Origin of the sequence: Rhodanobacter lindaniclasticus, from assembly GCF_004799035.1 — a bacterium.
In the GTDB taxonomy this organism is placed as follows: domain Bacteria; phylum Pseudomonadota; class Gammaproteobacteria; order Xanthomonadales; family Rhodanobacteraceae; genus Rhodanobacter; species Rhodanobacter lindaniclasticus.
Genome location: NZ_MWIO01000026.1, coordinates 69,542 through 90,057 on the forward strand (window position 1 = coordinate 69,542; position 20,516 = coordinate 90,057).

23 protein-coding genes are annotated in these 20,516 nt (G+C 67.2%); 17 read left to right on the forward strand and 6 right to left on the reverse strand.

The genetic code is table 11. From position 1 onward, the window contains the following. Entirely contained in the window at positions 1 to 801 is an 801-nt protein-coding gene (locus tag B1991_RS08980; protein ID WP_136258386.1) for a cytochrome C assembly family protein, read from the reverse strand. 97 nt (positions 802 to 898) lie between these two features. Between B1991_RS08980 and ffh the strand changes: the two genes are divergently transcribed. The 5 genes from ffh (at position 899) to rplS (ending at position 4,453) form a co-directional block, all read left to right on the forward strand. Next, positions 899 to 2,278 (forward strand): signal recognition particle protein, encoded by a 1,380-nt coding sequence (gene ffh, locus B1991_RS08985; protein WP_136258387.1) that lies wholly within the window; start codon positions 899 to 901, stop codon positions 2,276 to 2,278. A 134-nt stretch (positions 2,279 to 2,412) separates the two neighbouring features. Continuing rightward, positions 2,413 to 2,667, forward strand: coding sequence for a 30S ribosomal protein S16 (gene rpsP, locus B1991_RS08990; RefSeq protein ID WP_136258388.1), 255 nt, complete (start codon positions 2,413 to 2,415; stop codon positions 2,665 to 2,667). A 20-nt stretch (positions 2,668 to 2,687) separates the two neighbouring features. Then, positions 2,688 to 3,200, forward strand: a complete 513-nt coding sequence (gene rimM, locus B1991_RS08995) for a ribosome maturation factor RimM (RefSeq protein WP_136258389.1) — start codon at positions 2,688 to 2,690, stop codon at positions 3,198 to 3,200. 33 nt (positions 3,201 to 3,233) lie between these two features. Beyond that, positions 3,234 to 4,007 carry a tRNA (guanosine(37)-N1)-methyltransferase TrmD gene (trmD, locus tag B1991_RS09000; protein ID WP_136258390.1) on the forward strand — a complete coding sequence of 258 codons (774 nt, stop codon included), beginning with the start codon at positions 3,234 to 3,236 and terminating at the stop codon, positions 4,005 to 4,007. Between the two features lie 44 nt (positions 4,008 to 4,051). After that, positions 4,052 to 4,453 (forward strand): 50S ribosomal protein L19, encoded by a 402-nt coding sequence (gene rplS, locus B1991_RS09005; protein WP_136258391.1) that lies wholly within the window; start codon positions 4,052 to 4,054, stop codon positions 4,451 to 4,453. 124 nt (positions 4,454 to 4,577) lie between these two features. On the opposite strand, the gene B1991_RS09010 is transcribed toward rplS, so the two are convergent. Then, positions 4,578 to 6,620 carry an EAL domain-containing protein gene (locus tag B1991_RS09010; protein WP_136258392.1) on the reverse strand — a complete coding sequence of 681 codons (2,043 nt, stop codon included), beginning with the start codon at positions 6,618 to 6,620 and terminating at the stop codon, positions 4,578 to 4,580. A 133-nt stretch (positions 6,621 to 6,753) separates the two neighbouring features. Next, positions 6,754 to 7,764 (reverse strand): EF-P beta-lysylation protein EpmB, encoded by a 1,011-nt coding sequence (gene epmB, locus B1991_RS09015; RefSeq protein WP_136258393.1) that lies wholly within the window; start codon positions 7,762 to 7,764, stop codon positions 6,754 to 6,756. A gap of 89 nt (positions 7,765 to 7,853) precedes the next feature. Between epmB and efp the strand changes: the two genes are divergently transcribed. The 7 genes from efp to folE2 all read left to right on the forward strand — a co-directional run bounded on the left by efp (position 7,854) and on the right by folE2 (position 13,684). After that, positions 7,854 to 8,432 carry an elongation factor P gene (gene efp, locus B1991_RS09020; protein WP_136258394.1) on the forward strand — a complete coding sequence of 193 codons (579 nt, stop codon included), beginning with the start codon at positions 7,854 to 7,856 and terminating at the stop codon, positions 8,430 to 8,432. A gap of 246 nt (positions 8,433 to 8,678) precedes the next feature. Beyond that, positions 8,679 to 10,010, forward strand: a complete 1,332-nt coding sequence (locus B1991_RS09025; RefSeq protein WP_136258395.1) for a TRZ/ATZ family hydrolase — start codon at positions 8,679 to 8,681, stop codon at positions 10,008 to 10,010. 60 nt (positions 10,011 to 10,070) lie between these two features. Continuing rightward, positions 10,071 to 10,325, forward strand: coding sequence for a YciI family protein (locus B1991_RS09030; protein ID WP_136258396.1), 255 nt, complete (start codon positions 10,071 to 10,073; stop codon positions 10,323 to 10,325). A gap of 62 nt (positions 10,326 to 10,387) precedes the next feature. Continuing rightward, positions 10,388 to 11,092, forward strand: coding sequence for a bifunctional 2-polyprenyl-6-hydroxyphenol methylase/3-demethylubiquinol 3-O-methyltransferase UbiG (gene ubiG / locus B1991_RS09035; protein WP_136258397.1), 705 nt, complete (start codon positions 10,388 to 10,390; stop codon positions 11,090 to 11,092). Next, positions 11,089 to 11,772: a phosphoglycolate phosphatase gene (gene gph / locus B1991_RS09040; protein WP_136258398.1), complete on the forward strand. Its 684-nt coding sequence runs from the start codon at positions 11,089 to 11,091 to the stop codon at positions 11,770 to 11,772. Before ubiG ends, gph begins: the two co-directional genes overlap by 4 nt. Beyond that, a complete protein-coding gene (locus B1991_RS09045; RefSeq protein WP_136258399.1) occupies positions 11,769 to 12,623 on the forward strand; it encodes a phytoene synthase in 855 nt (284 codons plus the stop codon). The genes gph and B1991_RS09045 overlap by 4 nt, the downstream gene beginning before the upstream one ends. Before the next feature lie 113 nt (positions 12,624 to 12,736). After that, on the forward strand, positions 12,737 to 13,684 hold the full coding sequence (gene folE2, locus B1991_RS09050; protein ID WP_136258400.1) for a GTP cyclohydrolase FolE2: 948 nt from the start codon (positions 12,737 to 12,739) through the stop codon (positions 13,682 to 13,684). Positions 13,685 to 13,696: 12 nt separating this feature from the next. On the opposite strand, the gene yidD is transcribed toward folE2, so the two are convergent. Beyond that, positions 13,697 to 14,008, reverse strand: coding sequence for a membrane protein insertion efficiency factor YidD (gene yidD / locus B1991_RS09055; RefSeq protein WP_136258480.1), 312 nt, complete (start codon positions 14,006 to 14,008; stop codon positions 13,697 to 13,699). Positions 14,009 to 14,100: 92 nt separating this feature from the next. On the opposite strand from yidD, the gene dksA reads away from it, so the two are divergent. Further along, positions 14,101 to 15,306, forward strand: a complete 1,206-nt coding sequence (gene dksA / locus B1991_RS18640) for an RNA polymerase-binding protein DksA (RefSeq protein ID WP_168709607.1) — start codon at positions 14,101 to 14,103, stop codon at positions 15,304 to 15,306. 61 nt (positions 15,307 to 15,367) lie between these two features. On the opposite strand, the gene B1991_RS09065 is transcribed toward dksA, so the two are convergent. Both B1991_RS09065 and cysS read right to left on the reverse strand, forming a co-directional pair. Beyond that, a complete protein-coding gene (locus B1991_RS09065) occupies positions 15,368 to 15,799 on the reverse strand; it encodes a SufE family protein (protein ID WP_136258401.1) in 432 nt (143 codons plus the stop codon). A 119-nt stretch (positions 15,800 to 15,918) separates the two neighbouring features. After that, complete coding sequence (gene cysS, locus B1991_RS09070; RefSeq protein WP_136258402.1) at positions 15,919 to 17,292, reverse strand: cysteine--tRNA ligase; 1,374 nt, start codon at positions 17,290 to 17,292, stop codon at positions 15,919 to 15,921. 248 nt (positions 17,293 to 17,540) lie between these two features. Between cysS and B1991_RS09075 the strand changes: the two genes are divergently transcribed. The 4 genes from B1991_RS09075 to B1991_RS09090 all read left to right on the forward strand — a co-directional run bounded on the left by B1991_RS09075 (position 17,541) and on the right by B1991_RS09090 (position 20,514). Then, positions 17,541 to 18,065, forward strand: a complete 525-nt coding sequence (locus B1991_RS09075) for a glycine zipper 2TM domain-containing protein (RefSeq protein ID WP_136258403.1) — start codon at positions 17,541 to 17,543, stop codon at positions 18,063 to 18,065. A gap of 344 nt (positions 18,066 to 18,409) precedes the next feature. Then, a complete protein-coding gene (locus tag B1991_RS09080; protein ID WP_136258404.1) occupies positions 18,410 to 19,417 on the forward strand; it encodes an N-acetylornithine carbamoyltransferase in 1,008 nt (335 codons plus the stop codon). Between the two features lie 6 nt (positions 19,418 to 19,423). Further along, positions 19,424 to 20,044, forward strand: a complete 621-nt coding sequence (locus B1991_RS09085; RefSeq protein WP_136258405.1) for an FMN-binding negative transcriptional regulator — start codon at positions 19,424 to 19,426, stop codon at positions 20,042 to 20,044. Then, positions 20,041 to 20,514: an OsmC family protein gene (locus B1991_RS09090; RefSeq protein WP_136258406.1), complete on the forward strand. Its 474-nt coding sequence runs from the start codon at positions 20,041 to 20,043 to the stop codon at positions 20,512 to 20,514. Before B1991_RS09085 ends, B1991_RS09090 begins: the two co-directional genes overlap by 4 nt. Positions 20,515 to 20,516: the final 2 nt, after the last annotated feature.

A 20,516-nucleotide genomic window follows, 5' to 3' on the forward strand; every position in this document is an offset into this window, starting at 1 on the left:
TCAGCCCATCGTGCGCTGCAGAACCACTTCCAGCACGAATTTCGAGCCGAAGAATGCCAGCCCCAGCACCGCCATGCCGATCAGGGTGAGATTGACGGCGCTGCGCCCCCGCCAACCATGGCGCCAGCGCCCCCACAGCAACGCCCCGAAGATCAGCCATGCCACGACGCTGAGCACGGTGGTGTGTACCAGGTGTTGCGCGCGGATATTGGCGATGAACAGGAAGCCACTCAGCAAGGTCAGGGTGAGCAGCGCGAACCCGGCGCCGATCAGGCGAAACAGCAAGGCTTCGGTCTGGGTCAGCGGTGGCAGGGCGCGAACCAGCCGGCCCGGTCGGCGCGCGCGCAGCGCGCGCTCCTGCACCGCCAGCAGCAGGGCAAGCACAGCCGCGATCGACAGCACGCCGTAGGCAAGCAGGGCGATCACCACGTGCAACTGGATCTGCCAGTCCATGGGCCTGGGCACGGTCGGTGGCGCCAGGAACACATCCAGCGCCAGCAGCAGCGCGGCCAGCGGAAACACGATCACGCCCAACCCGGCGACCGGTCGCGACACATTCACCAGCAGGGTCAGCGCGGCCACCACGCAGGCCACCAGCGACAGCGCGGCGAAGAAATGCAGGTCGAGCCGGCCGCCATGTGCTCCCAGCAGCACCGCTGCGTGCAGCAGGACCGCGACCGTCGCCGTCGCCAGGCCGAGTCGCCGCGGCGCGCGCGGGCAACCCGTCAGCGGTGCGGCCAGCAGAGCGGCGCCGCCGGCGTAGAGGGCGATGGAGAGAATGGAAGGAAGGATCAGCGGCATGACGGTGAAGTGTCGCACAGGGCCCGGCCGGGTTGCATGCGGGAGCCGGTCGATCCGTCCGCTATAATCGCCGTCTTTCCCGTTTGCCGGTTTCGCCATGTTCGAGTCGCTCAGCCAACGCCTTGCCACCACCGTCAACCGACTGCGCGGTCGCGGCCGGCTGACCGACGAGAACATCCGCGAGGCCCTGCGCGAAGTACGCATCGCGCTGCTGGAGGCCGATGTGGCCTTGCCGGTCGTGCAGGCGCTGATCCAGCGCATCAAGGTGCGCGCGGTCGGCCAGGAGGTGGCGCGCAGCCTGTCGCCCGGCCAGGCGCTGGTGAAGGTGGTCAGCGACGAGCTGACCATGGTGATGGGCAAGGCGAACACCGAGCTGAACCTTGCCCAGCAGCCGCCGGCGGTGGTGCTGATGGCCGGCCTGCAGGGCGCCGGCAAGACCACCACGGTGGCCAAGCTGGCGCGCCTGCTGACCGAGCGCAAGAAGAAAAAGGTGATGGTGGTCAGCTGCGACGTCTATCGTCCGGCCGCGATCGAGCAGTTGCGCACCCTGGCCGAACAGGTCGGCGTGAAGTTCTTCCCCTCCGAAGCGGGCCAGGATCCGGTGCGCATCGCCAGGGACGCCGTCGCCGCCGCGCGTCGCGAAGTGGTCGATGTGCTGCTGGTCGACACCGCCGGCCGCCTGCACGTGGACGAGGCGATGATGGCCGAGATCAAGGCCTTGCACGCCGCGATCACCCCGATCGAAACCCTGTTCGTGGTCGACTCGATGACCGGCCAGGATGCCGCCAACACGGCCAAGGCGTTCGACGAGGCACTGCCGCTGACCGGCGTGGTGCTGACCAAGACCGATGGCGACGCCCGCGGCGGCGCGGCGCTGTCGGTGCGTTACGTCATCGGCAAGCCGATCAAGTTCCTCGGCGCCGGCGAAAAGACCGACGCGCTGGAACCATTCCACCCCGACCGCCTCGCCCAGCGCATCCTCGGCATGGGCGACGTGCTGAGCCTGGTCGAGGAGGTCGAGCGCAAGGTCGACCAGGACAAGGCGCAGAAGCTGGCCCAGAAGGTGATGAAGGGCAAGCGCTTCGACCTCAACGACATGAAGGACCAACTGGAGCAGATGGGCAACATGGGCGGCCTCGCCGGCCTGCTGGACAAGCTGCCCGGCGTCTCCAGCCTGCCCGACAGCGTGAAGTCGAAGGTCAACGACGGCGAGATGAAGAAGATGATCGCGATCATCAACTCCATGACCGGCAAGGAGCGCCGCCACCCGGATCTGCTCAACGGTTCGCGCCGCGCCCGCGTGGCGCGCGGCTCCGGCACCCAGCCGGCCGACGTCAACCGGGTGCTCAAGCAGTACATGCAGATGGAAAAGATGATGTCCAAGCTGGGCAAGGGCGGCAGCAAGGGCCTGTTGCGGCAGATGCGCGGCGCCATGAAGGGCATGGGCGGCATGGGCGGCTTGCCGCCGATGCGGTGATGGGCGGCGGTGCGGGCGGGGATGGCTTTGCCGTTGCCTATTCCCTTTTCGCCGTTACCCCTTTAAAATGCCCCGTTTCCCGCGCACGACTCTCGTGCGCCTGCCGCTGATTCGGCAATTTCCGGAGTTTTACCATGGTCAAGATTCGTCTTTCGCGCGGTGGCGCCAAGGGCCGTCCGTTCTACCACGTCGTGGTGACCGATCAGCGCAGCAAGCGCGACGGCCGCAACATCGAGAACGTGGGATTCTACAACCCGGTGGCATCGGGCAAGGACAAGCGCCTCGAGCTGAACGTGGCGCGCGTGCAGGAGTGGGTCGGCAAGGGTGCGCAGATGAGTGACAAGGTCGCCGCCCTGGTCAAGGAAGCCGGCAAGCAGCAGGCTGCCTGAGCGACGCTCGCGTGGGTGGCGTGGCAACCGGTCGGCGCGTGCTGATCGGGCGCATCGTCGGGCTGTACGGCGTGCAGGGCTGGCTGAAGATCGAATCCTTCGCCGAGCCGCGCATGCGGATCTTCGATTACCAGCCGTGGCTGCTCGGTGCAGCGCCCGGCACGGAAATGCAGGTCTCGGGAGTAAAGGGTCGGCCGCAGGGCAAGGGCATGGTGGCGCAGCTGCCCGGCGTGGACGACCGGGATCAGGCAGCAGCGCTGATCGGTCTCGACATTCATGTCGCCCGCGAACAACTGCCTGCTCCGGCGAAGGATGAGTATTACTGGGTCGATCTCGAAGGACTTGAGGTCGTCACCACGGACAACGTGGAGCTGGGACGGGTCAGTCACCTGTTCGCCACCGGTGCCAACGATGTCGTGGTGGTCAGGGACGGTACGCGCGAGCGGCTGATCCCCTTCGTCCAGGGTTCGTATGTGCGTTCGGTGGACTTGTCCGCAGGGCGCATGGTGGTGGACTGGGATCCCGAGTTCTGACGTCCCCGGGTTGTGGGCAGAGGATCCAGGATCATGCGCATCGACGTCGTCAGCCTGTTTCCCGACTTCGTGCGCCAGTGCGCCGCCGTCGGTGTGGTGGGACGCGCGCAGCAACGCGAGTTGCTGCAGGTGGAAACCTGGAACCCGCGCGACTACGCCACCGACAGGCACCGCAGCGTGGACAGCAGCTCGTACGGCGGCGGTCCCGGCATGGTGATGATGATCGAGCCCTTGCGCACCACCTTGAAGGCGATGCGCGAGGCGGCACCGGAACCGGTGCATCTGGTTTATCTCAGTCCGCAGGGAGCGCGGCTGACGCAGGGCAGGGTGGAGGCGCTGGCGAAACTGCCGCGCATCGGCCTGCTCTGCGGACGTTACGAAGGTGTGGACGAGCGTCTGCTGGCGCACGAGGTCGACGAGGAGCTTTCCATCGGCGATTATGTGCTGTCTGGTGGCGAGCTTGCCGCGGCGGTGATCATCGACGCGGTGGGGCGCTTGCAGGATGGCGCGTTGAACGACGCGCAGTCCGCCGAGCAGGATTCATTCTCGGATGGCCTGCTGGATTGTCCGCATTATGGAAAACCGGTGCGGGATGCGCTGGGTGAAGTACCGGCAGTGCTGCTGTCCGGCGACCATGCGGCCATTGCCCGCTGGCGCCTCAAGCAATCGCTGGGACGCACCTGGCTGCGCCGTCCGGACTTGTTGTCACAGCATGGGCTGGATGCGGCATCCCGGGCCTTGCTGGATGAATTTCGCCGTGAACATGCCTCCGGGCAGCCGACACGGCAAGACGATGCGGTCGAGTGACGGCCGCAGCCTTGATATCGCAAAAGTGAACCGACAGGTGCGCCATGAACAAGATCATTGAACAGTTCGAATCCGAGCAGATCACCCGCCAGCTGCCGGACTTCGGCCCCGGCGACACCGTGGTGGTCAACGTGAAGGTGAAGGAAGGCAACCGCGAGCGCGTGCAGGCGTTCGAGGGCATCGTCATCGCCAAGCGCAGCCGCGGCCTGCATTCGGCCTTCACCGTGCGCAAGATTTCGCATGGCACCGGCGTGGAGCGCGTGTTCCAGGCGCACAGCCCGGCCATCGACTCGGTGTCGGTCAAGCGCAAGGGCAAGGTCCGCGGCGCCAAGCTGTATTACCTGCGTGGCCTGGAAGGCAAGGCCGCCCGCATCAAGGAAGACATCGCCGCCGCTGCCGCCGCCAAGGCGAATGCCAAGGCCGCCGCTGCCGCCGCTGCCGAGTAATCCTCGCGCTGCGAAGGCTGCATGAAAAACCCCGCGGAGCGATCCGCGGGGTTTTTTTGTGTGCCTCGGCCATTCGGCGAAAGCCGCCTGATGTTCCTGCGGTTCCCGAATCCCGAAACGGCATTCACTCCAGCCGCTGCGGTACCTGCAGGAAGTTGCCCTGCACGAAGTCGACGCCGCAGGCGAACAGCAGCGACGTGCTGGTGGCATCCTCGACCCATTCGGCGATCGTCAGGCGCTTCAGCTCGTGCGCCTGCTGGCAGATCTCGGCGACCTTCTTCTGGCTGTCGGCGTGCTGCGGCAGGTCGGCCATGTGGCTGCGGTCGATCTTGAGGTAGTCGGCGTCGATGTGGTTCAGCAGCTGGAACGAGTTCAGGCCCGAGCCGAACTGTTCCAGCGCGAAGCCGCCACCCATCTTCTTCCAGGTGTTGACGAACTCCTGCGCGGGTCGCAGCAGGGTCATCACCTTGCTTTCGGTCATCTCCAGCACCAGGCGGCCGTGTTTCAGTCGCGCCTTGCCCAGGCGCTCCTTCAGCCAGGGCAGCAGGCTGTCGTCCTGCAGCGAGGCGGCGGTGAGCTTGATGAAGAACGTGGTCGGCTGCCCCTGCGGTTCGCGTGCCTGCAGGATGCGAATGGCCTGGTCGAGCACCCAGCGGTCGATCGCGCCGGTGAGGTTGTGCTTCTCGGCGATCGGCATGAAGAACCCCGGCAGCACCTCGCCCTGCGGGCCGTTCATGCGCAGCAGGATCTCGGAGAACTCGCCCTCGGCGTCCTGCAGGCTGATCGTCTGCTGGTGGTACAGCACCAGGCCGTTGCTGGCCAGGGCCTGTTGCAGCAGGTCCAGCCAGTAGCGCTCGCGCTCCTCGTCGGCCTTCTCCCGCGCCGCCGGATCGTGCAGTTCGACCTGGCTGCCGCCCAGGTTCTGCGCGGTGCGCAAGGCGTGGCTGGCCTGGTTGAGGAGGAGTTCGCTGTTGGCGTTCTTTTCGCCGAGCAGGCTGCCGCCCACGCTGGCGGTGACCGTTACCGAGCGCGTGCCGACATCGAAGATTTCGCTGCTGACGCTGTGCTGCAGCTTGGCGATCCATTCGCGGATCGCCTCGTCCGAGCGCGAATCCAGGGTCACCCCGAAGGTGTGCTCGGCGAGCATGCCGGCGATGTCGGTGGAGCCCAGCAGCATGCGGATGCGCCCGGCGAAGCCGGCCAGCAGCTCGTCGGTCTTGCCCAGACCGATGCCGTTGACCAGCGAGGCCCAATTGTCCGGTTCGATCAGCAGCAGCGACTGGCCCTTCTTGCCCTTGGCCGCCTCGGTCACTGCGTCGTCGATGCACGCCAGCATGTGCTGGCGGTTGTACAAGCCGGTGACCGGATCGCGCTGCAACTGCTCCAGCACGGCCGGGTCGACCACCTGGCGGCGGAACACGATCTGCAGGCAGCGTTCGCCCTCGAAGGTGGCCGGGGCGAACTCCACCGTGGCATCGAAGCGGCTGTCGTCGGCACGCCGCGCGCGCAGCGGGAGCTGGGCGGGGAACTTGCCCTGGTGGGCCTGGCCGCGCAACAGGGCCTTCATCTCCTCGGCGTTGGCCGAGTCGATCATGTCCAGCAGCGGCATGCCGAGCAGATCGTCGAAACTCTCGTAGCCGAAGGTGTCGAGGTAGGCCTGGTTGGCGCGCACGTGCATGCCCTCGTGCACATACGCGATCGCATCGGTGGAGGAGTCGAGCAGGGCGTCGCAGCGACGCTCGGTTTCGCGCAGCGCGGTATGCAGCCAGCGCACCTGGCGGCGGGTATGCAGGGATTCGAATTCGCGTTTCAGCACCGCGATGAGCTGCTTCGGGTGGTTGCGCGAGGCCACGCCGCGGGCACCGTGGACGAACAGGTCGGCGACCAGCTCGCTGTCCATGTTGGTGACCAGACCGACCAAGGCGAAGTCGCGGCCGGAGGCCTCCATCACGCCCATGGTTTCGTCCAGGCCGACATCGGTGACCGACGGATCGAACATCACCACGTCAGGTTCCAGCTCGGCCACCGCCGAGCGCACCTGCTCGATGTTGGTGGCGCGCGCCGGACGCACCGCGATGCCGCTGTTGCGCATCAGGCTGATGATCTGCTCGGCCTCCTCGAGGGAGTTTTCCACGAACAGGATCTTGATGACGAAGTCTTTTTTCATGGGGTGCGACGTGGGTTCCGGGCAGGGCGGGCGCCCGAGACGGGTCCGCATGGTCGATGGCAATGAGTGTTTGTAGCGGATTCCGCTGTCGCTCGCCACCGCTGCGGCAGGTCCGGGCCCGGGTGCCGGCGGCTCACAACGGTCGCTTGGCCGGGTCGCCCGCCACCTCGCGCACCAGCCGCGGCACCAGGTAGCCGGGCAGGCGCGCGCGCAGGGCATCCAGCAGGGCCAGCGCGGTGTCGTCGGCCACCTCGAAATGGGCGGTGCCGTGGACCCGGTCCAGCTGGTGCAGGTAATAGGGCAGCACGCCGGCGGCGAACAGGCGCTCGGAAAGGTCGGCGAGCGCGTCGGCGTCATCGTTGACGCCGCGCAGCAGCACGGACTGGTTCAGCAGCGTCGCGCCGGTGCCGCGCAAGGCGGCACAGGCCGCGTCGACGCTGGCATCGAGCTCGTTGGCGTGGTTGGCGTGCAGCACCACGACTTTCTGCAGCGGGAGGCCGGCCAGCCAGGCCAGCAGGGCGTCGTCGACCCGCTCGGGCAGCACGACCGGCAATCGCGTGTGGATGCGCAGGCGGATCACCTGTGGCAGCTCGGCCAGGCCACGGGTCAGCTCCTCCAGCTTGGGCGTGACCAGCGACAGCGGGTCGCCGCCGGACAGGATCAGTTCGCGGATCGACGGGTCGGCGCGCAGCCGCTCCAGCGGCTCGCGCCAGTGCGATGCGGCTGCAATCTCCTCGCCGTAGGGGAAGTGCCGACGGAAGCAGTAGCGGCAGTTCACCGCACAGCTGCCGCTGGCGATCAGCAGCGCGCGCCCCTCGTACTTGTGCAGCATGCCGTGGCCGGCCTTGGCCGAGAGGTCGCCCACGGCGTCAAGGGTGAAGCCGGCGACCCGGTCGTGCTCGGCGCGCTGGGGCAACACCTGCAGTAGCAGCGGGTCGCGCGGGTCGCCGCGCCGCATGCGCGCCACGAAACCGCGCGGCACGCGCAGGGCGAAACCGGCGTCGTCCGGCGGCAGCAGGTCGGTGCGGTCGCCCAGGCCCACCGCCTGCAGCAGTTCGGCCGGGTCGGTGATGGCGTTGCGCCATGGCTCGCGCCAGTCGGTTGCAGGCGACGATAGGCGGGCACTGGGGCTTGCGGTTATCATGGAGAGCCTTGGGCGGGCCTCTTGGCCCGTGAAAAGATACCCATTTTAGCCGTCCTGGGGGACGGTTTTACCTTTGGAGCAGACAGCGCATGGCGACCCTCGGCCTCAACGACGTCAAGACGGGCAAGAAGATCCTCCACAACGGCGATCCCTGGATCATCACCGAGGCCGACTTCATCAAGCCGGGCAAGGGCCAGGCGTTCACCCGCATCCGCATCCGCAACCTGAAGGACGGCCGCACCACCGAACAGACGCTGAAGTCCAGCGACTCGTTCGAGGAGGCCGACGTCACCGACACCGACATGCAGCTGTCCTTCATCGACGGCATCGGCAAGGATCGTCTGTGGCACTTCATGAACATGGAAACGTTCGAGATGGTGCCGGCGACACAGGCCGCGATGGGCGATGCGTGGAAGTGGCTCAAGGGCGAAGAGGAGTGCGTGGTCACCCTGTTCAACGGCAACATCGTGGCGGTGCAGGCGCCGAAGTTCGTCGAGCTCAAGATCGTCGAGACCGACCCCGGTGTGCGCGGCGACACCTCCGGCGGTGGCGGCAAGCCGGCCACGCTGGAAACCGGTGCCGTGGTGCGCGTGCCGCTGTTCGTCGGCCAAGACGAAGTGATCAAGGTCGACACCCGTACCGGCGAATACGACAGCCGCGTCAAGTGACGTATCGGCCTGCGTGCTTGCGCGCGGCTTTGCCGATACGTCATCCCTGCGAAGGCAGGGATCCAGTGCAGCACTCGTGCGAAGCACGCAAAGCCCTTTGCGCTCAGGCAACGGCGAGGGGGCCGGATGACCAGCCCCGCTGTTGCAAAGCGGCACCAGCCTTATGCTGGTGCACGATTCGAAGGGGCGGCGACCGCAAGGTACCGCCCCTTGTCGTATCAAGATCGACCATGGAATGAGCGAACGATGAGCCAGACCACGCCGCACCCCATCGACCTGCTGATCGAGGCGCGCTGGGTGGTGCCCATCGAGCCGCATGCGGTGGTGCTGGAAAACCACGCCGTGGCGATCGACGGCGGGAACATCTTGGCGTTGCTGCCGATCGCCGCCGCCCGCGCCGCCTACGCGCCGCGCGAGCGCGTCGAGCTGGGCGAGCACGCGCTGATCCCCGGCCTGGTCAACAGCCACACCCACAACCCGATGACCCTGCTGCGTGGTCTCGCTGACGACCTGCCGCTGATGGTCTGGCTGCAGCAGCACATCTGGCCGGCCGAGGCCAAGGTGATCGGGCCGGAGTTCGTGCGCGACGGCGTCGAACTGGCTGTCGCCGAGATGCTGCGCGGCGGCACCACCTGCGCCAACGAGAACTATTTCTTCCCCGACGTGATCGGCGCGACTTATCGCAAGCTGGGTTTCCGCGCGGTGGTGGGCCTGCCGGTGATCGAGTTCCCCACCGCCTGGGCGACCAGCCAGGACGAGTATTTCGCGCGCGCCGGCGAAGTGCACGACAGCTTCCGCAGCGATCCGCTGGTCAGCACCGCGTTCGCGCCGCATGCGCCGTACACGGTCTCTGACGAAAGCTTCGAGCGGATCCGGCTGCAATCCGACCAGCTCGACATCCCGGTGCACCTGCACCTGCACGAGACCGCGCACGAGATCGAGGAAGAAAAGAAGAAGAGCGGGCTGCGCCCGTTCCAGCGCCTGCAGCGGCTGGGCCTGGTCAACGACCGCCTGATCGCGGTGCACATGACCCAGGTCACCGAAGGCGAGATCGCCGCCTGCGCCAGCGCGGGCGTCTCGGTGGTGCATTGTCCGGAATCCAATCTCAAGCTCGCCTCCGGCTTCTGCCCGGCGGAGCAGTTCCGGCGCGCCGGCGTGAACCTGGCGATCGGCACCGACGGTTGTGCCTCCAACAACGACCTGGACATGTTCGGCGAGATGCGCACCGCGGCGCAGCTGGCCAAGGCGGTGGCGCAGGATGCCGCCGCCTTCGACGCCGCGTTCGCGCTGCGTGCGGCGACGCTCGACGGCGCGCGTGCGATCGGGCTGGAAGCAAGCATCGGCTCGATCGAACCCGGCAAGCAGGCCGACCTGGCTGCCGTGCGCCTGAGCGACCTGGAAACCCAGCCGCTGTACCACGTCGCCTCGCAACTGGTCTACGCCTGCAACCGCCAGCAGGTCACCGACGTGTGGATCGCCGGGCGCCGCAAGCTGGCCGCGCGCGAGCTGATCGGCATGGACACCGCAGCGATCCTCGCGCGCACGCGTGCCTGGCGTGAGCGGATCGTTGCGGCCTGAGCGCCGGCTCCCGGTTTCCCGGATCGCCATGGCCTCACCGATGTAAAGTGGGAATTTTCGATGAATCATTATCTGGTCTTGCTGATTCGCCGGCCGCAACTCGATCCCGCCGTGGTGCCGCTGCACCTGGCGTACCTGGAGCGCTTGCGCGGCGAGGGCAGGGTGCAGCTGTCCGGCGGCTTCAGCGACAAATCCGGTGGTGCCTACCTGCTGCACGCCGCCGATCTCGCCGAGGCGACGGCGTTGGTGCACCAGGATCCCGCGCATGTGAGTGGCGGTTGGGACATCACGGTGCACGAGTGGCTGGCGCATTGATCCTTGCGCTCATCCATGGCCGCACTTTTCGATAAATTCATGGATTCAACGTGGACCCGAACATGACTGCCGCCAACGTCAGCCCCGCCGAAATCGCCCGCTTCGACCTGTTGGCGGCCCGCTGGTGGGACCCTGACGGCGAATCGCGGCCGCTGCACGACCTCAATCCGGTGCGCACGGCCTACATCGCAGCGCGCGCTGATCTGCGCGGCGTGCGCGTGGCCGATGTCGGTTGCGGCGGCGGCCTGCTCAGCGAATCGCTGGCCCGCGCCGGGGCGCGTGTCACCGGCATCGACCTGGGCGAGAAGGTGATCGACATCGCGCGACTGCACCTGCACGAGTCGAGCCTGCAGGTCGATTACCGGGTACAGTCCTCCGCCGAGCTGGCGACTGCCGAGCCGGCGGCATTCGACGTGGTGTGCTGCATGGAGCTGATCGAGCACGTGCCCGATCCGGCGGCGTTGGTCACCGACCTGGCCGCGATGCTCAGGCCCGGCGGGCGGCTGTTCATGTCCACCATCAACCGCACGCCGGCAGCCTTCGGTGCGGCGATCCTGGGTGCCGAGTACCTGCTGCGCATGCTTCCGCGCGGGACGCATCACTACGCGCAGTTCCTCAAGCCTTCCGAGCTGTCGCGGCTGCTGCGCGGTGCCGGCCTGGAGCTGGAGGACGTCAGCGGACTGGCCTACAACCCGTTCCGCCGCGAGGCGCGCCTGAGCACGCTCACGGCGGTCAATTACGTGCTTTGCGCATACAAGCCGGCATGAGCAAGCTGCTGCCTTCATCCGTTTCCGGCGTCCTGTTCGATCTCGATGGCACCTTGCTGGACAGCGCGCCCGATCTGTATGCCGCGTTGCAGGAGCAGTGCGCCGAGGAAGGCGTGGCATCGCCCGCCTACGCGCCGGTGCGCGAGGTGGTCTCGCGTGGCGCCCGTGCGGTGTTGCGCTGCGCCTTCGCCTCGCGCGGCGAGGCGGCCATCGAGGCGCTGGTGCCCCGTTACCTGCAACTTTACGAGCAGCTGATGGCCCGCGACACGCGTGCCTTCGACGGGGTCGACGACCTGCTGACGCGGCTAGAGGCGCGTGGCCTGCGCTGGGGCATCGTCACCAACAAGGCGGCGTTCCTGACCGACGAATTGCTGCGCCGGATCGGCTGGTCCACGCGCGCCGCCGCGGTGGTGTGCGGCGACACCCTGCCGGTGAAGAAGCCCGACCCTGCCCCGGTGCTGCTGGCCTGCGAACGCGCGGGACTGGTGCCGGGCCAGTGTCTGTTCGTCGGCGACGACCGCCGCGACGTGCAGGCCGGCACAGCGGCGGGCCTGTTCACCGTGGCCGCGAGCTGGGGCTACCTCGACGGCGGTGACCCGCATGCCTGGGACGCCGATGTCGTGCTCGATCACCCCGCCGCACTGGCCGCGCTGCTGCAACTGGAACCGGCGACGGCATGAGCGAACAGACTGGACAGAACGCGGTGTTGCAGGGCTTCATCGACAAATGGCTGGCCGCGCAGCCGCAGCAGCGCGTGGCACTGGCCTTCGTCGACGGCCACCGTCACCCGGGCCACGTGGCACTGGCCGCGCTGGAGCAGGAGCTGCTGAGCGCGGCCTACGGCATCCGCGAGCCGCAGGTGGCGGCCGCCAAGCTCGGCTGGTGGGCGGAGGAACTGGCCGGTGCGGCGTCCAGCGGCGGGCGGCATCCGCTCACCCAGGTGCTGTTCGACGACGAACGCGGCCACGCGATCGCCACCGAACTGTGGGTGGCGCCGGTACTGGCGGCGATGGCGCAGCTGGAGCAGGGCACGGCGGCCGATTACGCCGGCCAGCTGCAGGCGGCGATGCCGCTGCATGGCGCGCTGGCCGCGCTGGAGACGGCGTGGTGGTACGGTGCGGCGGCCTCGTCCGGACGCGCCGCCAGGATTGCCGTACTCAACCATCTGCTGCATGCCCTGTTGCACCTTGAGGCGGATGCCGAACGCGACCGCCTGCCGCTGCCGATGGCGCGGCTGGCGCGCCACGGCCTGGATCGCGCACAGCTGAGCAAGCCCGGTCCGGCCAGGCAGCAGGCGATTACCGCCCAACTCGATGACTTGCTGGGTGACTGGCGCGCCGCTGACGCGCTTGGCGGGCCGCTCAGCGTGTTTCGTGCCGTCGAGTCGCGCCATGCCCGCGCGCTGGCGCAGCACGCCTCGCACGCTGCCGATGCACTGGCCGCCCTGCGGGCCGGCCAGCCGCGTACGCCATGGTCGACGCCGTGGCGGGCGTGGCACGCTGCCCGTGCATGGCGGCGTCAGGCGCGGTAGTTTTGCGTGAGCAGACGCAGTGTTTCCGTGGTGCCGCCATTGTGAGGCGGCAGTCTTGCCCCAAGATTGGCGGTTTCGCGGCGGCTCGTCGCGCCGATGTCAGGATCCCCACCATGCCGAACCAGGAAAACACCGCCCGCCTGCTCCCCGATGTTGCCGTGCACGCGCAACCTCATCTTGCCGGCGCGCTGGATTGGGTCGGCATGGCCGAGATCCAGGTGCCGGTGTTGTTCGACGCGGGTGATGGGCAGCCGCAACGCTCCAGCGCCCGTGTCGGCGCCTTCGTCAACCTCAAGCGGCCGGACAAGCGCGGCATCCACATGTCGCGGCTCTATCTGCAGGTGGAGCAGGCACTGGGCACGCAGACCTTGAGCGCCGACATGCTGCGCTCGCTGCTGCGCGGCTTCCTCGACTCGCACCAGGATCTGTCCGATCGCGCCTGCCTCAGCATCCATTTCGAACATCTCGTGCGCCGGCCGGCGCTGAAGAGCGCGAACAGTGGCTGGCGCGCCTATCCGGTGTGCATCGAGGCCAGCCTGGTCGGCGACCAGTTCCTGCTCGAGTTCGGCACCGAGGTGGTCTATTCCTCGACCTGTCCGGCCTCGGCCGCGCTCTCGCGACAGTTGATCCAGGACCAGTTCATCCACGATTTCGCGCCGGGCGAGACGCTCGATCACGCCGCGGTGCTGGCGTGGCTGGGCAGCGAGAAGGGCATCGTGGCCGCCGCCCATGCCCAGCGCAGCGTGGCGCGCCTGCGCGTGCGCCCGGCGGCCGGCGCCGGCTTCCACCTGGTCGAGCTGATCGATCGGGTCGAAAGCGCGCTCGGCACGCCGGTGCAGACCGCGGTAAAGCGCGAGGACGAACAGGCCTTCGCGCTGGCCAACGGCAGCAACCTGATGTTCTGCGAGGACGCCGCCCGGCGTATCCAGAAGGCGCTCGATGCCGACGACCGCCTCGGCGATTTCCACATTCGGGTGGAACACCAGGAGAGCCTGCACCCGCACGACGCCGTTGCCTACGCCAGCAAGGGCGTGGAGGGCGGCTACGGTTCCATCGGTTAGGCCGCGCGATCGTCAGCGGGAGTGCGGCGCATCCGGATCGCTCGGCGCGTCGGGGTTGCGGCAGCTCACAAAATGAAAATGTTCCGGCACCGGATCCTCCCCGCCGGTACACAGCGGCTGGCAGCGCAGCAATCGCCATGCGGCCAGCAGACTGCCGCGCCACGGACCGAAGCGGATGACCGCGATCCGTGCATAATCGGAGCAACTGGGGTGGAAGCGGCAGCGGGGGCCAAGCAGGGGGCTGAGCCAGCGCTTGTACAAAGCCAGCAACCACAGTATCAATCGGGCAGGGATATTCACGGGTACCGAAGCGGCGTGCGCCATGTAGTGGTACAAGTATTCCAGAAGCAGGCTTGCCGGTGTTGAATGCATCGGCTATAACACGCGGCCCCCAAGGCCAATCAGGGTGAAGGGATATGGCGAAGACCAAAGCGAGTTCGACCGCCGCCAAGGCGCACAAGGGCAAGACGCCGAACAAGGCCGGCAGCACGGCTGACAAGTCGAAACCGACGGCGGGCAAGGGGCGGGGCAAGGTTGCCGCCAAATCCCCGGCACGGGCCGCTGTGAAAACCGCCAGCAAGGCCACCCCGAAGAAAGCCACGTCCACCAAGGCCACCAAGCCGGCCGCTCGCGCCCCGATGAAGAAAGCCGCGGCAGGCAAGAGCATCACCAAGAGCAAGGCACCGGCGGGCAAGGCCGCCGCGAAGAAGGCGCCGGTGAAGAAGGCCGCCGTGAAGAAGGTTGCCGCGAAGAAAGCTCCGGTGAAGAAGGCTCCCGCGAAGAAGGCTTCGTCAGGCAAGGCGGCAGCCAAGGCGCCAGTCAGGAAGGCAGTGGCCAAGCCCGTCGTGAAGAAGCCGGCAGCGCGCAAGGCCCCTGCCAAGGCGGCGTCACGAAGCGGCGCGGCAAAGAAGCCGGCGACCAGGACGACGCATGGCAGGGCCACCCAGCCGGCGGCGCCGGCAGACAGGCCGGCAACACACGCGGCGCGGCCGGAGCCGGTCGCGGCGAACCATCATTCCCCCTCGCCCGCGAGCAGGCTTTTCAAAGGCAAGGTAGCCAGCGCCACGGCCATGGTCAGTGCTCCCGGGCGTCATGCCACTTCCCACAAGAAATCGAAGAACTCATCGTCCCCAATGAATAAACTGGCAACAAAAACTCTCGACAACGGCGTCACCCGTGAAGACGGGCGCTACGCATTGCCTTCCACCAGCACGATCTCCTTGCCCAAGGGCTATCGCCCGTCCAGCGACGAGGAGTACATGAATCCGCGGCACCTGGCCTATTTCCGCAACAAGCTGCGCGAATGGCGCGAGCAGTTGGTGGAAGAGTCGCGCCAGACCATGGACAACCTGCGCGAGGAAGTGCGCGACGTCGGCGACGAAGCCGAGCGGGCCACCCGCGAGACCGAAAACTCGCTGGAGCTGCGCACCCGCGATCGCTACCGCAAGCTGATCTCCAAGATCGACAAGGCGTTGCGCCGGATCGAAGAGGGCAGCTATGGTTTCTGCGAAGAGACCGACGAGGAGATCGGCGTCGATCGTCTCGACGCGCGCCCGATCGCCACGCTCTCGCTCGATGCACAGGAGCGTCGCGAACATCTGCAGAAGCAGATGGGGGACTGATCAGGGCGTGAGTCGCGTCACCGCAAAAAGCCCCGCTTCGAGCGGGGCTTTTTGCTCACTTCTATCCGGCTGCTGCCGCAGCGTATCCCTTCAGCTTGGCCAGCATCGCGGTCAGGCCGTTCGAGCGGGTCGGTGACAGGTGTTTGGCCAGACCGATCGCCTGAATGAAATCCGGCTCGGTGGCGACGATCTCGGCGGCTGAGCGATCGGAATAAACCCGCAGCACCAGGGCAATCAGGCCCGAGACGATGGCGGAGTCGCTGGTGGCCTCGAAGTGCATGCAGGCCGCGTTTCCGCTGGGGACCAGCCACACCATCGACTGGCAGCCGTGCACGCGCCATGCATCGGTCTTGCGTTCCTCGGGGAACGGCGGCAGTTGCCGGCCGAGATCGATCAGGTACTGGTAGCGCTCGCTCCAGTCGCCGAGGAAGGCGAACTCTTCGGCGATTTCCTGCTGGGCCTGGTCAGTGCTGTGGGTGGCGGTGGCGTTCATGCGCGCATTATCGCGCGGAGCAGGGCGGGAAATGAAATGCGCAGGGGCACGCCCCGTGGGTGATGTTCTTCGCTGCGCAGCGAAAAGCGTCGCGCACAGGGTGCGCCCCTGCATGATCGTCAAGCCTTGGCGATGCTCCAGCGCGTGCCTTGCGCGCCATCCTCGATCACCACGCCCATCGCAGCCAGCTCGTCGCGGATCGCATCGGCGCGGGCGAAGTCTCGGGCGCTGCGGGCGGCGCGACGCGATTCCAGCATCGCCTCGATCTGCGCGGCGTCCACTTCGGTGCCGCCGGCATGCTTGAACCAGGCTTCCGGATCCTGTTGCAGCAACCCGAGCAGCGCGCCGCCGCCGAGCAGCTCCGCCTTGGCCGCCGGGGTGCCGTGCTGGCGCGCGGCATCGGCAAGCACCGCCAGTTCGGCCAGCGCCTGGGGCGTGTTGAGGTCGTCGCACAGCGCCGCCTCGACCGCGGCCGGCACGGGCAGTTGCGCCGCGTCGATCGCCACGTCACCGAGGTCGCGCAACACCCGGTACCAGCCGTCGAGCGTGCTGACCGACTGCTGGATGGCGCCATCGGACCAGTCCAGCGGCTGGCGGTAGTGGCCGCTGAGCAGACGCAGGCGCAGCGCCTCCGGCGGGTGGAGCTTCAACAACTCATGCACCAGCAGCACGTTGCCCAGCGACTTGGACATCTTGCGGCCGTCGAAGGTGAGCATGCCGTTGTGCATCCACCAGCGCGCGAAGGTCTTGCCGCCGTGCGCACAGGTGGATTGCGCGATCTCGTTCTCGTGATGCGGGAACAGCAGGTCGACGCCACCGGCGTGGATGTCGATCGTCTCGCCCAGTTGCGCGGCGCACATCGCCGAGCACTCGATGTGCCAGCCGGGACGGCCGCGGCCCCACGGACTGTCCCAGCCGGGCAGTTCGGGCGTGGAGGGTTTCCACAGCACGAAGTCGGCGGGGTTCTTCTTGTACGGCGCAACCTCCACGCGGGCCCCGGCGATCAATTCCTCGGTGTCGCGACCGGACAGCGCGCCGTAGTCGGGGTACGAGGCCACGTCGAACAGCACGTGGCCTTCGGCGGCGTAGGCGTGGCCGTCGGCGATGAGTGCCTCGTTCATCGCGATGATCGCGCCGATGTGTGCGGTGGCGTGCGGTTCGAGGTCCGGCGGCGCGATGCCCAGGCCGGCCATGTCCTCGCGGTAGGCGCGCGCGTAGCGCTCGGTGATGCTCGAGATCGGCACGCCTTCGGCAAGCGCCGCGGCATTGATCTTGTCCTCGACGTCGGTGATGTTGCGCGCGTAAACCACCTGCGGGTAGTGCCGCCGCAGCAGCCGTGCCAGCACGTCGAACACCACCGGTCCACGCGCGTTGCCGATGTGCACGTAGTTGTAGACCGTAGGCCCGCACAGGTACATCGTGACGCGCGCGGGATCGAGCGGGGCAAACGGTTCGGTACGGCGCGTCAGGCTGTTGTAGAGCGAAATCGGCATCGGTCACATCCGCGAGGGAGTCGGCGGTCGGGCGGGCAGGTTGCGCATCTTAACAAGCGGCGATGCGGGCCGCGCCCCGGCTTGTCTGGCGCCTGGTCGGGCCCGGCGGCAGGTAACGCCGAAAGACCTGCGGCAAACGGCCGCCACGGCTGAACAAAGCGGCCCTGCCTAAGCGTGTATTCATAGTGAATTTGCTGCAATGCTGCCAGTCCGCGCGTGGCGTGGAACGTGCATTACGGGAGCAGGTCATGGTCAAGTTATGGGTTTTCGCGTTGGCGCTGGCCATGATGGCGGCCGGCGTGCACGCGCAGAATGCGCCGTATCCCAACGATGACGGCAACGCCCACTACGGCTGGGCCGACGTGCTGCGCGCCGATCCGGTCCACGGCGTGACGCGCACCAACGTGCCGCGGCAGGAATGCTACGACCAGCAGGTGGTGCGCCATGAAGGCGGCAACAACACCGCCGGCACGGTGCTGGGCGCGGTGATCGGCGGCGTGCTGGGCAACACGGTGGGCAAGGGCGACGGGCGCAAGGCGGCGACGGTCGCCGGTGCCGTGGCCGGTGGCGCGATCGGCAATCGCAGCGCGCGCGGTCGCGACTACGAGACCACCCAGACCCAGTGCCGCGAGGTCAACACCGTTACCGAGCAGCGCCGGATCATCGGCTACGATGTGGAGTACCGCTATCGCGGCGAGGTCTACATGTCGCGGCTGGACTACGATCCGGGCGAGCGCCTGCGTGTGCGGGTTTCCGTTACGCCGGTGGATTGACCCCAACTCCGGCCCTCATCCATCTCGCCGCCCTGAGGGCGGCGATTTTTGTTGCAGGTGTCGGTGCCTGCCGGGCGGGCACTTGATCCGTTGCAGATTTTTGTTGCATGGCAGCGAAATTCTCGCCATGATGTCCGCCAGTCACCCGGAACGTCGCATGTCTTCAGCCGTCTATACCGCCACCGTACTCACCAGCGCCCGCGCGGCCGCTGGCATGACGTCGCGTGCGCGCCGACCGATGATTCGACATCCGGCCGGGTAGGCAGTCGCACGCGTTTCTTGTGCATCGACGACAAACCCGGCCCTTGCGCCGGGTTTTTTGTGTTTTGGATTGGGAGCTTTGCATGACCATTCGCCACTTCATCACCACCCAGGATTACAGCCGCGCCGAGATCGACGCGCTGCTGGAGCAGGCCGCCGCGTTCAAGCGCTCGCCGCGCGGCCAGCAACTGGCCGGCAAGTCGATCGCGCTGCTGTTCTTCAACCCCTCGATGCGCACCCGCACCAGCTTCGAGCTGGGTGCGTTCCAGCTGGGCGGCCATGCCATCGTGCTGGCGCCGGGCAAGGACGCGTGGCCGATCGAGTTCGAGGTGGGCAGCGTGATGGACGGCGACACCGAGGAGCACATCGCCGAGGTGGCGCGGGTGCTGTCGCGTTACGTCGACCTGATCGCGGTGCGCGCGTTCCCGAAGTTCCAGGACTGGGCGGTGGACCGCCAGGACAAGGTGATCAAGGCGTTCGCGCAGTACGCCACGGTGCCGGTGGTCAACATGGAGACGATCACCCACCCCTGCCAGGAGCTGGCCCACGCGTTGGCGCTGAAGGAACACCTGGGGGACCTCACCAGGAAGAAGTACGTGCTGACCTGGACCTACCATCCGAAGCCGCTGAACACTGCGGTGGCGAACTCGGCGCTCTTGATCGCCACCAAGATGGGTATGGACGTGACCCTCTTGTGCCCCACGCCGGACTATGTGCTGGACGAGCGCTACATGGCGTTTGGCCGTCTGAACGCCGAGCAGAACGGCGGTTCGCTGAAGGTCAGCCACGACATCGAGGAAGCCTACGCCGGCGCCGACGTGGTCTACGCCAAGAGCTGGGGCGCGTTGCCGTTCTTTGGCCAGTGGGACAAGGAGAAGCCGATCCGCGAGGCCAACAAGCACTTCATTGTCGACGAGGCGAAGATGGCGCTGACCAACCACGGCTTGTTCAGCCATTGCCTGCCGCTGCGCCGGAACATCAAGGCCACCGATGCGGTGATGGATTCGCCCGCCTGCATCGCCATCGACGAGGCCGAGAACCGTCTGCACGTGCAGAAAGCGGTGATGGCGTCGCTGGTCGGGCGGGGTTGAGCAGCCATGTACATGCCGAAGCATTTCGCCGAAACGCGCGTGGAGGTCCTGCATGGGATGATCCACGATTATCCGTTCGCCACCGTGGTGGCCAAGGCGGCGGACGGCCTGGTCGCCAACCACCTGCCGTTCGAGCTGGTCGGCGGGCTGCTGCACGGCCATGTCGCGCGAGGCAACGAACTGGCGCGGCTGGACGGCGCCGAGGTGCTGCTGGTGTTCCAGGGGCCGGACGGCTACATCAGCCCGAACTGGTACCCGACCAAGCAGGAAACGCATCGCGAGGTGCCGACCTGGAACTACGCGGTGGTGCACGTGCATGGCCGCTTGAAGGTGATCGACGACGCGGCCTGGCTGCGTCGCCTGCTGGAAACCCTGACCGATCGCCATGAGGCCGGCCAGCCGCAGCCGTGGAAGATCACCGATGCGCCGGACGACCACATCGAAAAATCCCTGCGCGCGATCGTCGGCCTCGAAGTCGCGGTCGAGCGCATCGAGGGCAAGTTCAAGCTCAACCAGAACCACCCCGCGCGCAATCGAGCCGGCGTGATCGCCGGCCTGCGCGAGCGCGACGGCAATGGCGACGCGGAACTGGCCGCATTGATGGCACAACAGGAGCAAGCATCGTGAATCATCCACATCACTATCACGTCGAGGTGGAATGGACCGGCAACCTCGGCACGGGCACCGACGGTTATCGCAACTACAGCCGCGACCATGTGATCCGCATCGCGGGAAAAGCCGAACTGGCCGGCTCGTCCGATCCGACCTTTCGCGGCGATGCCACCCGACACAATCCGGAAGACATGCTGGTCACCGCGCTGTCGACCTGCCACATGCTGTCCTATCTGCACATGGCCACCGTGGCCGGCGTGGTGGTGACGGCTTATACCGACGCCGCCGAAGGCACGATGGTCACCGAAGGCGACGGCGGCCGCTTCGCCGAAGTGGTGCTGCGTCCCGTGGTGACGATCAGCGCTGCCAGCGACCCGGCCAAGGCCGAGGCCGCGCACGAAGTTGCGCACCACGCCTGCTTCATTGCCAACTCCGTGAATTTCCCGGTGCGCTGCGAGCCGCGCACCGTTGTCGCATCCGACTGAAT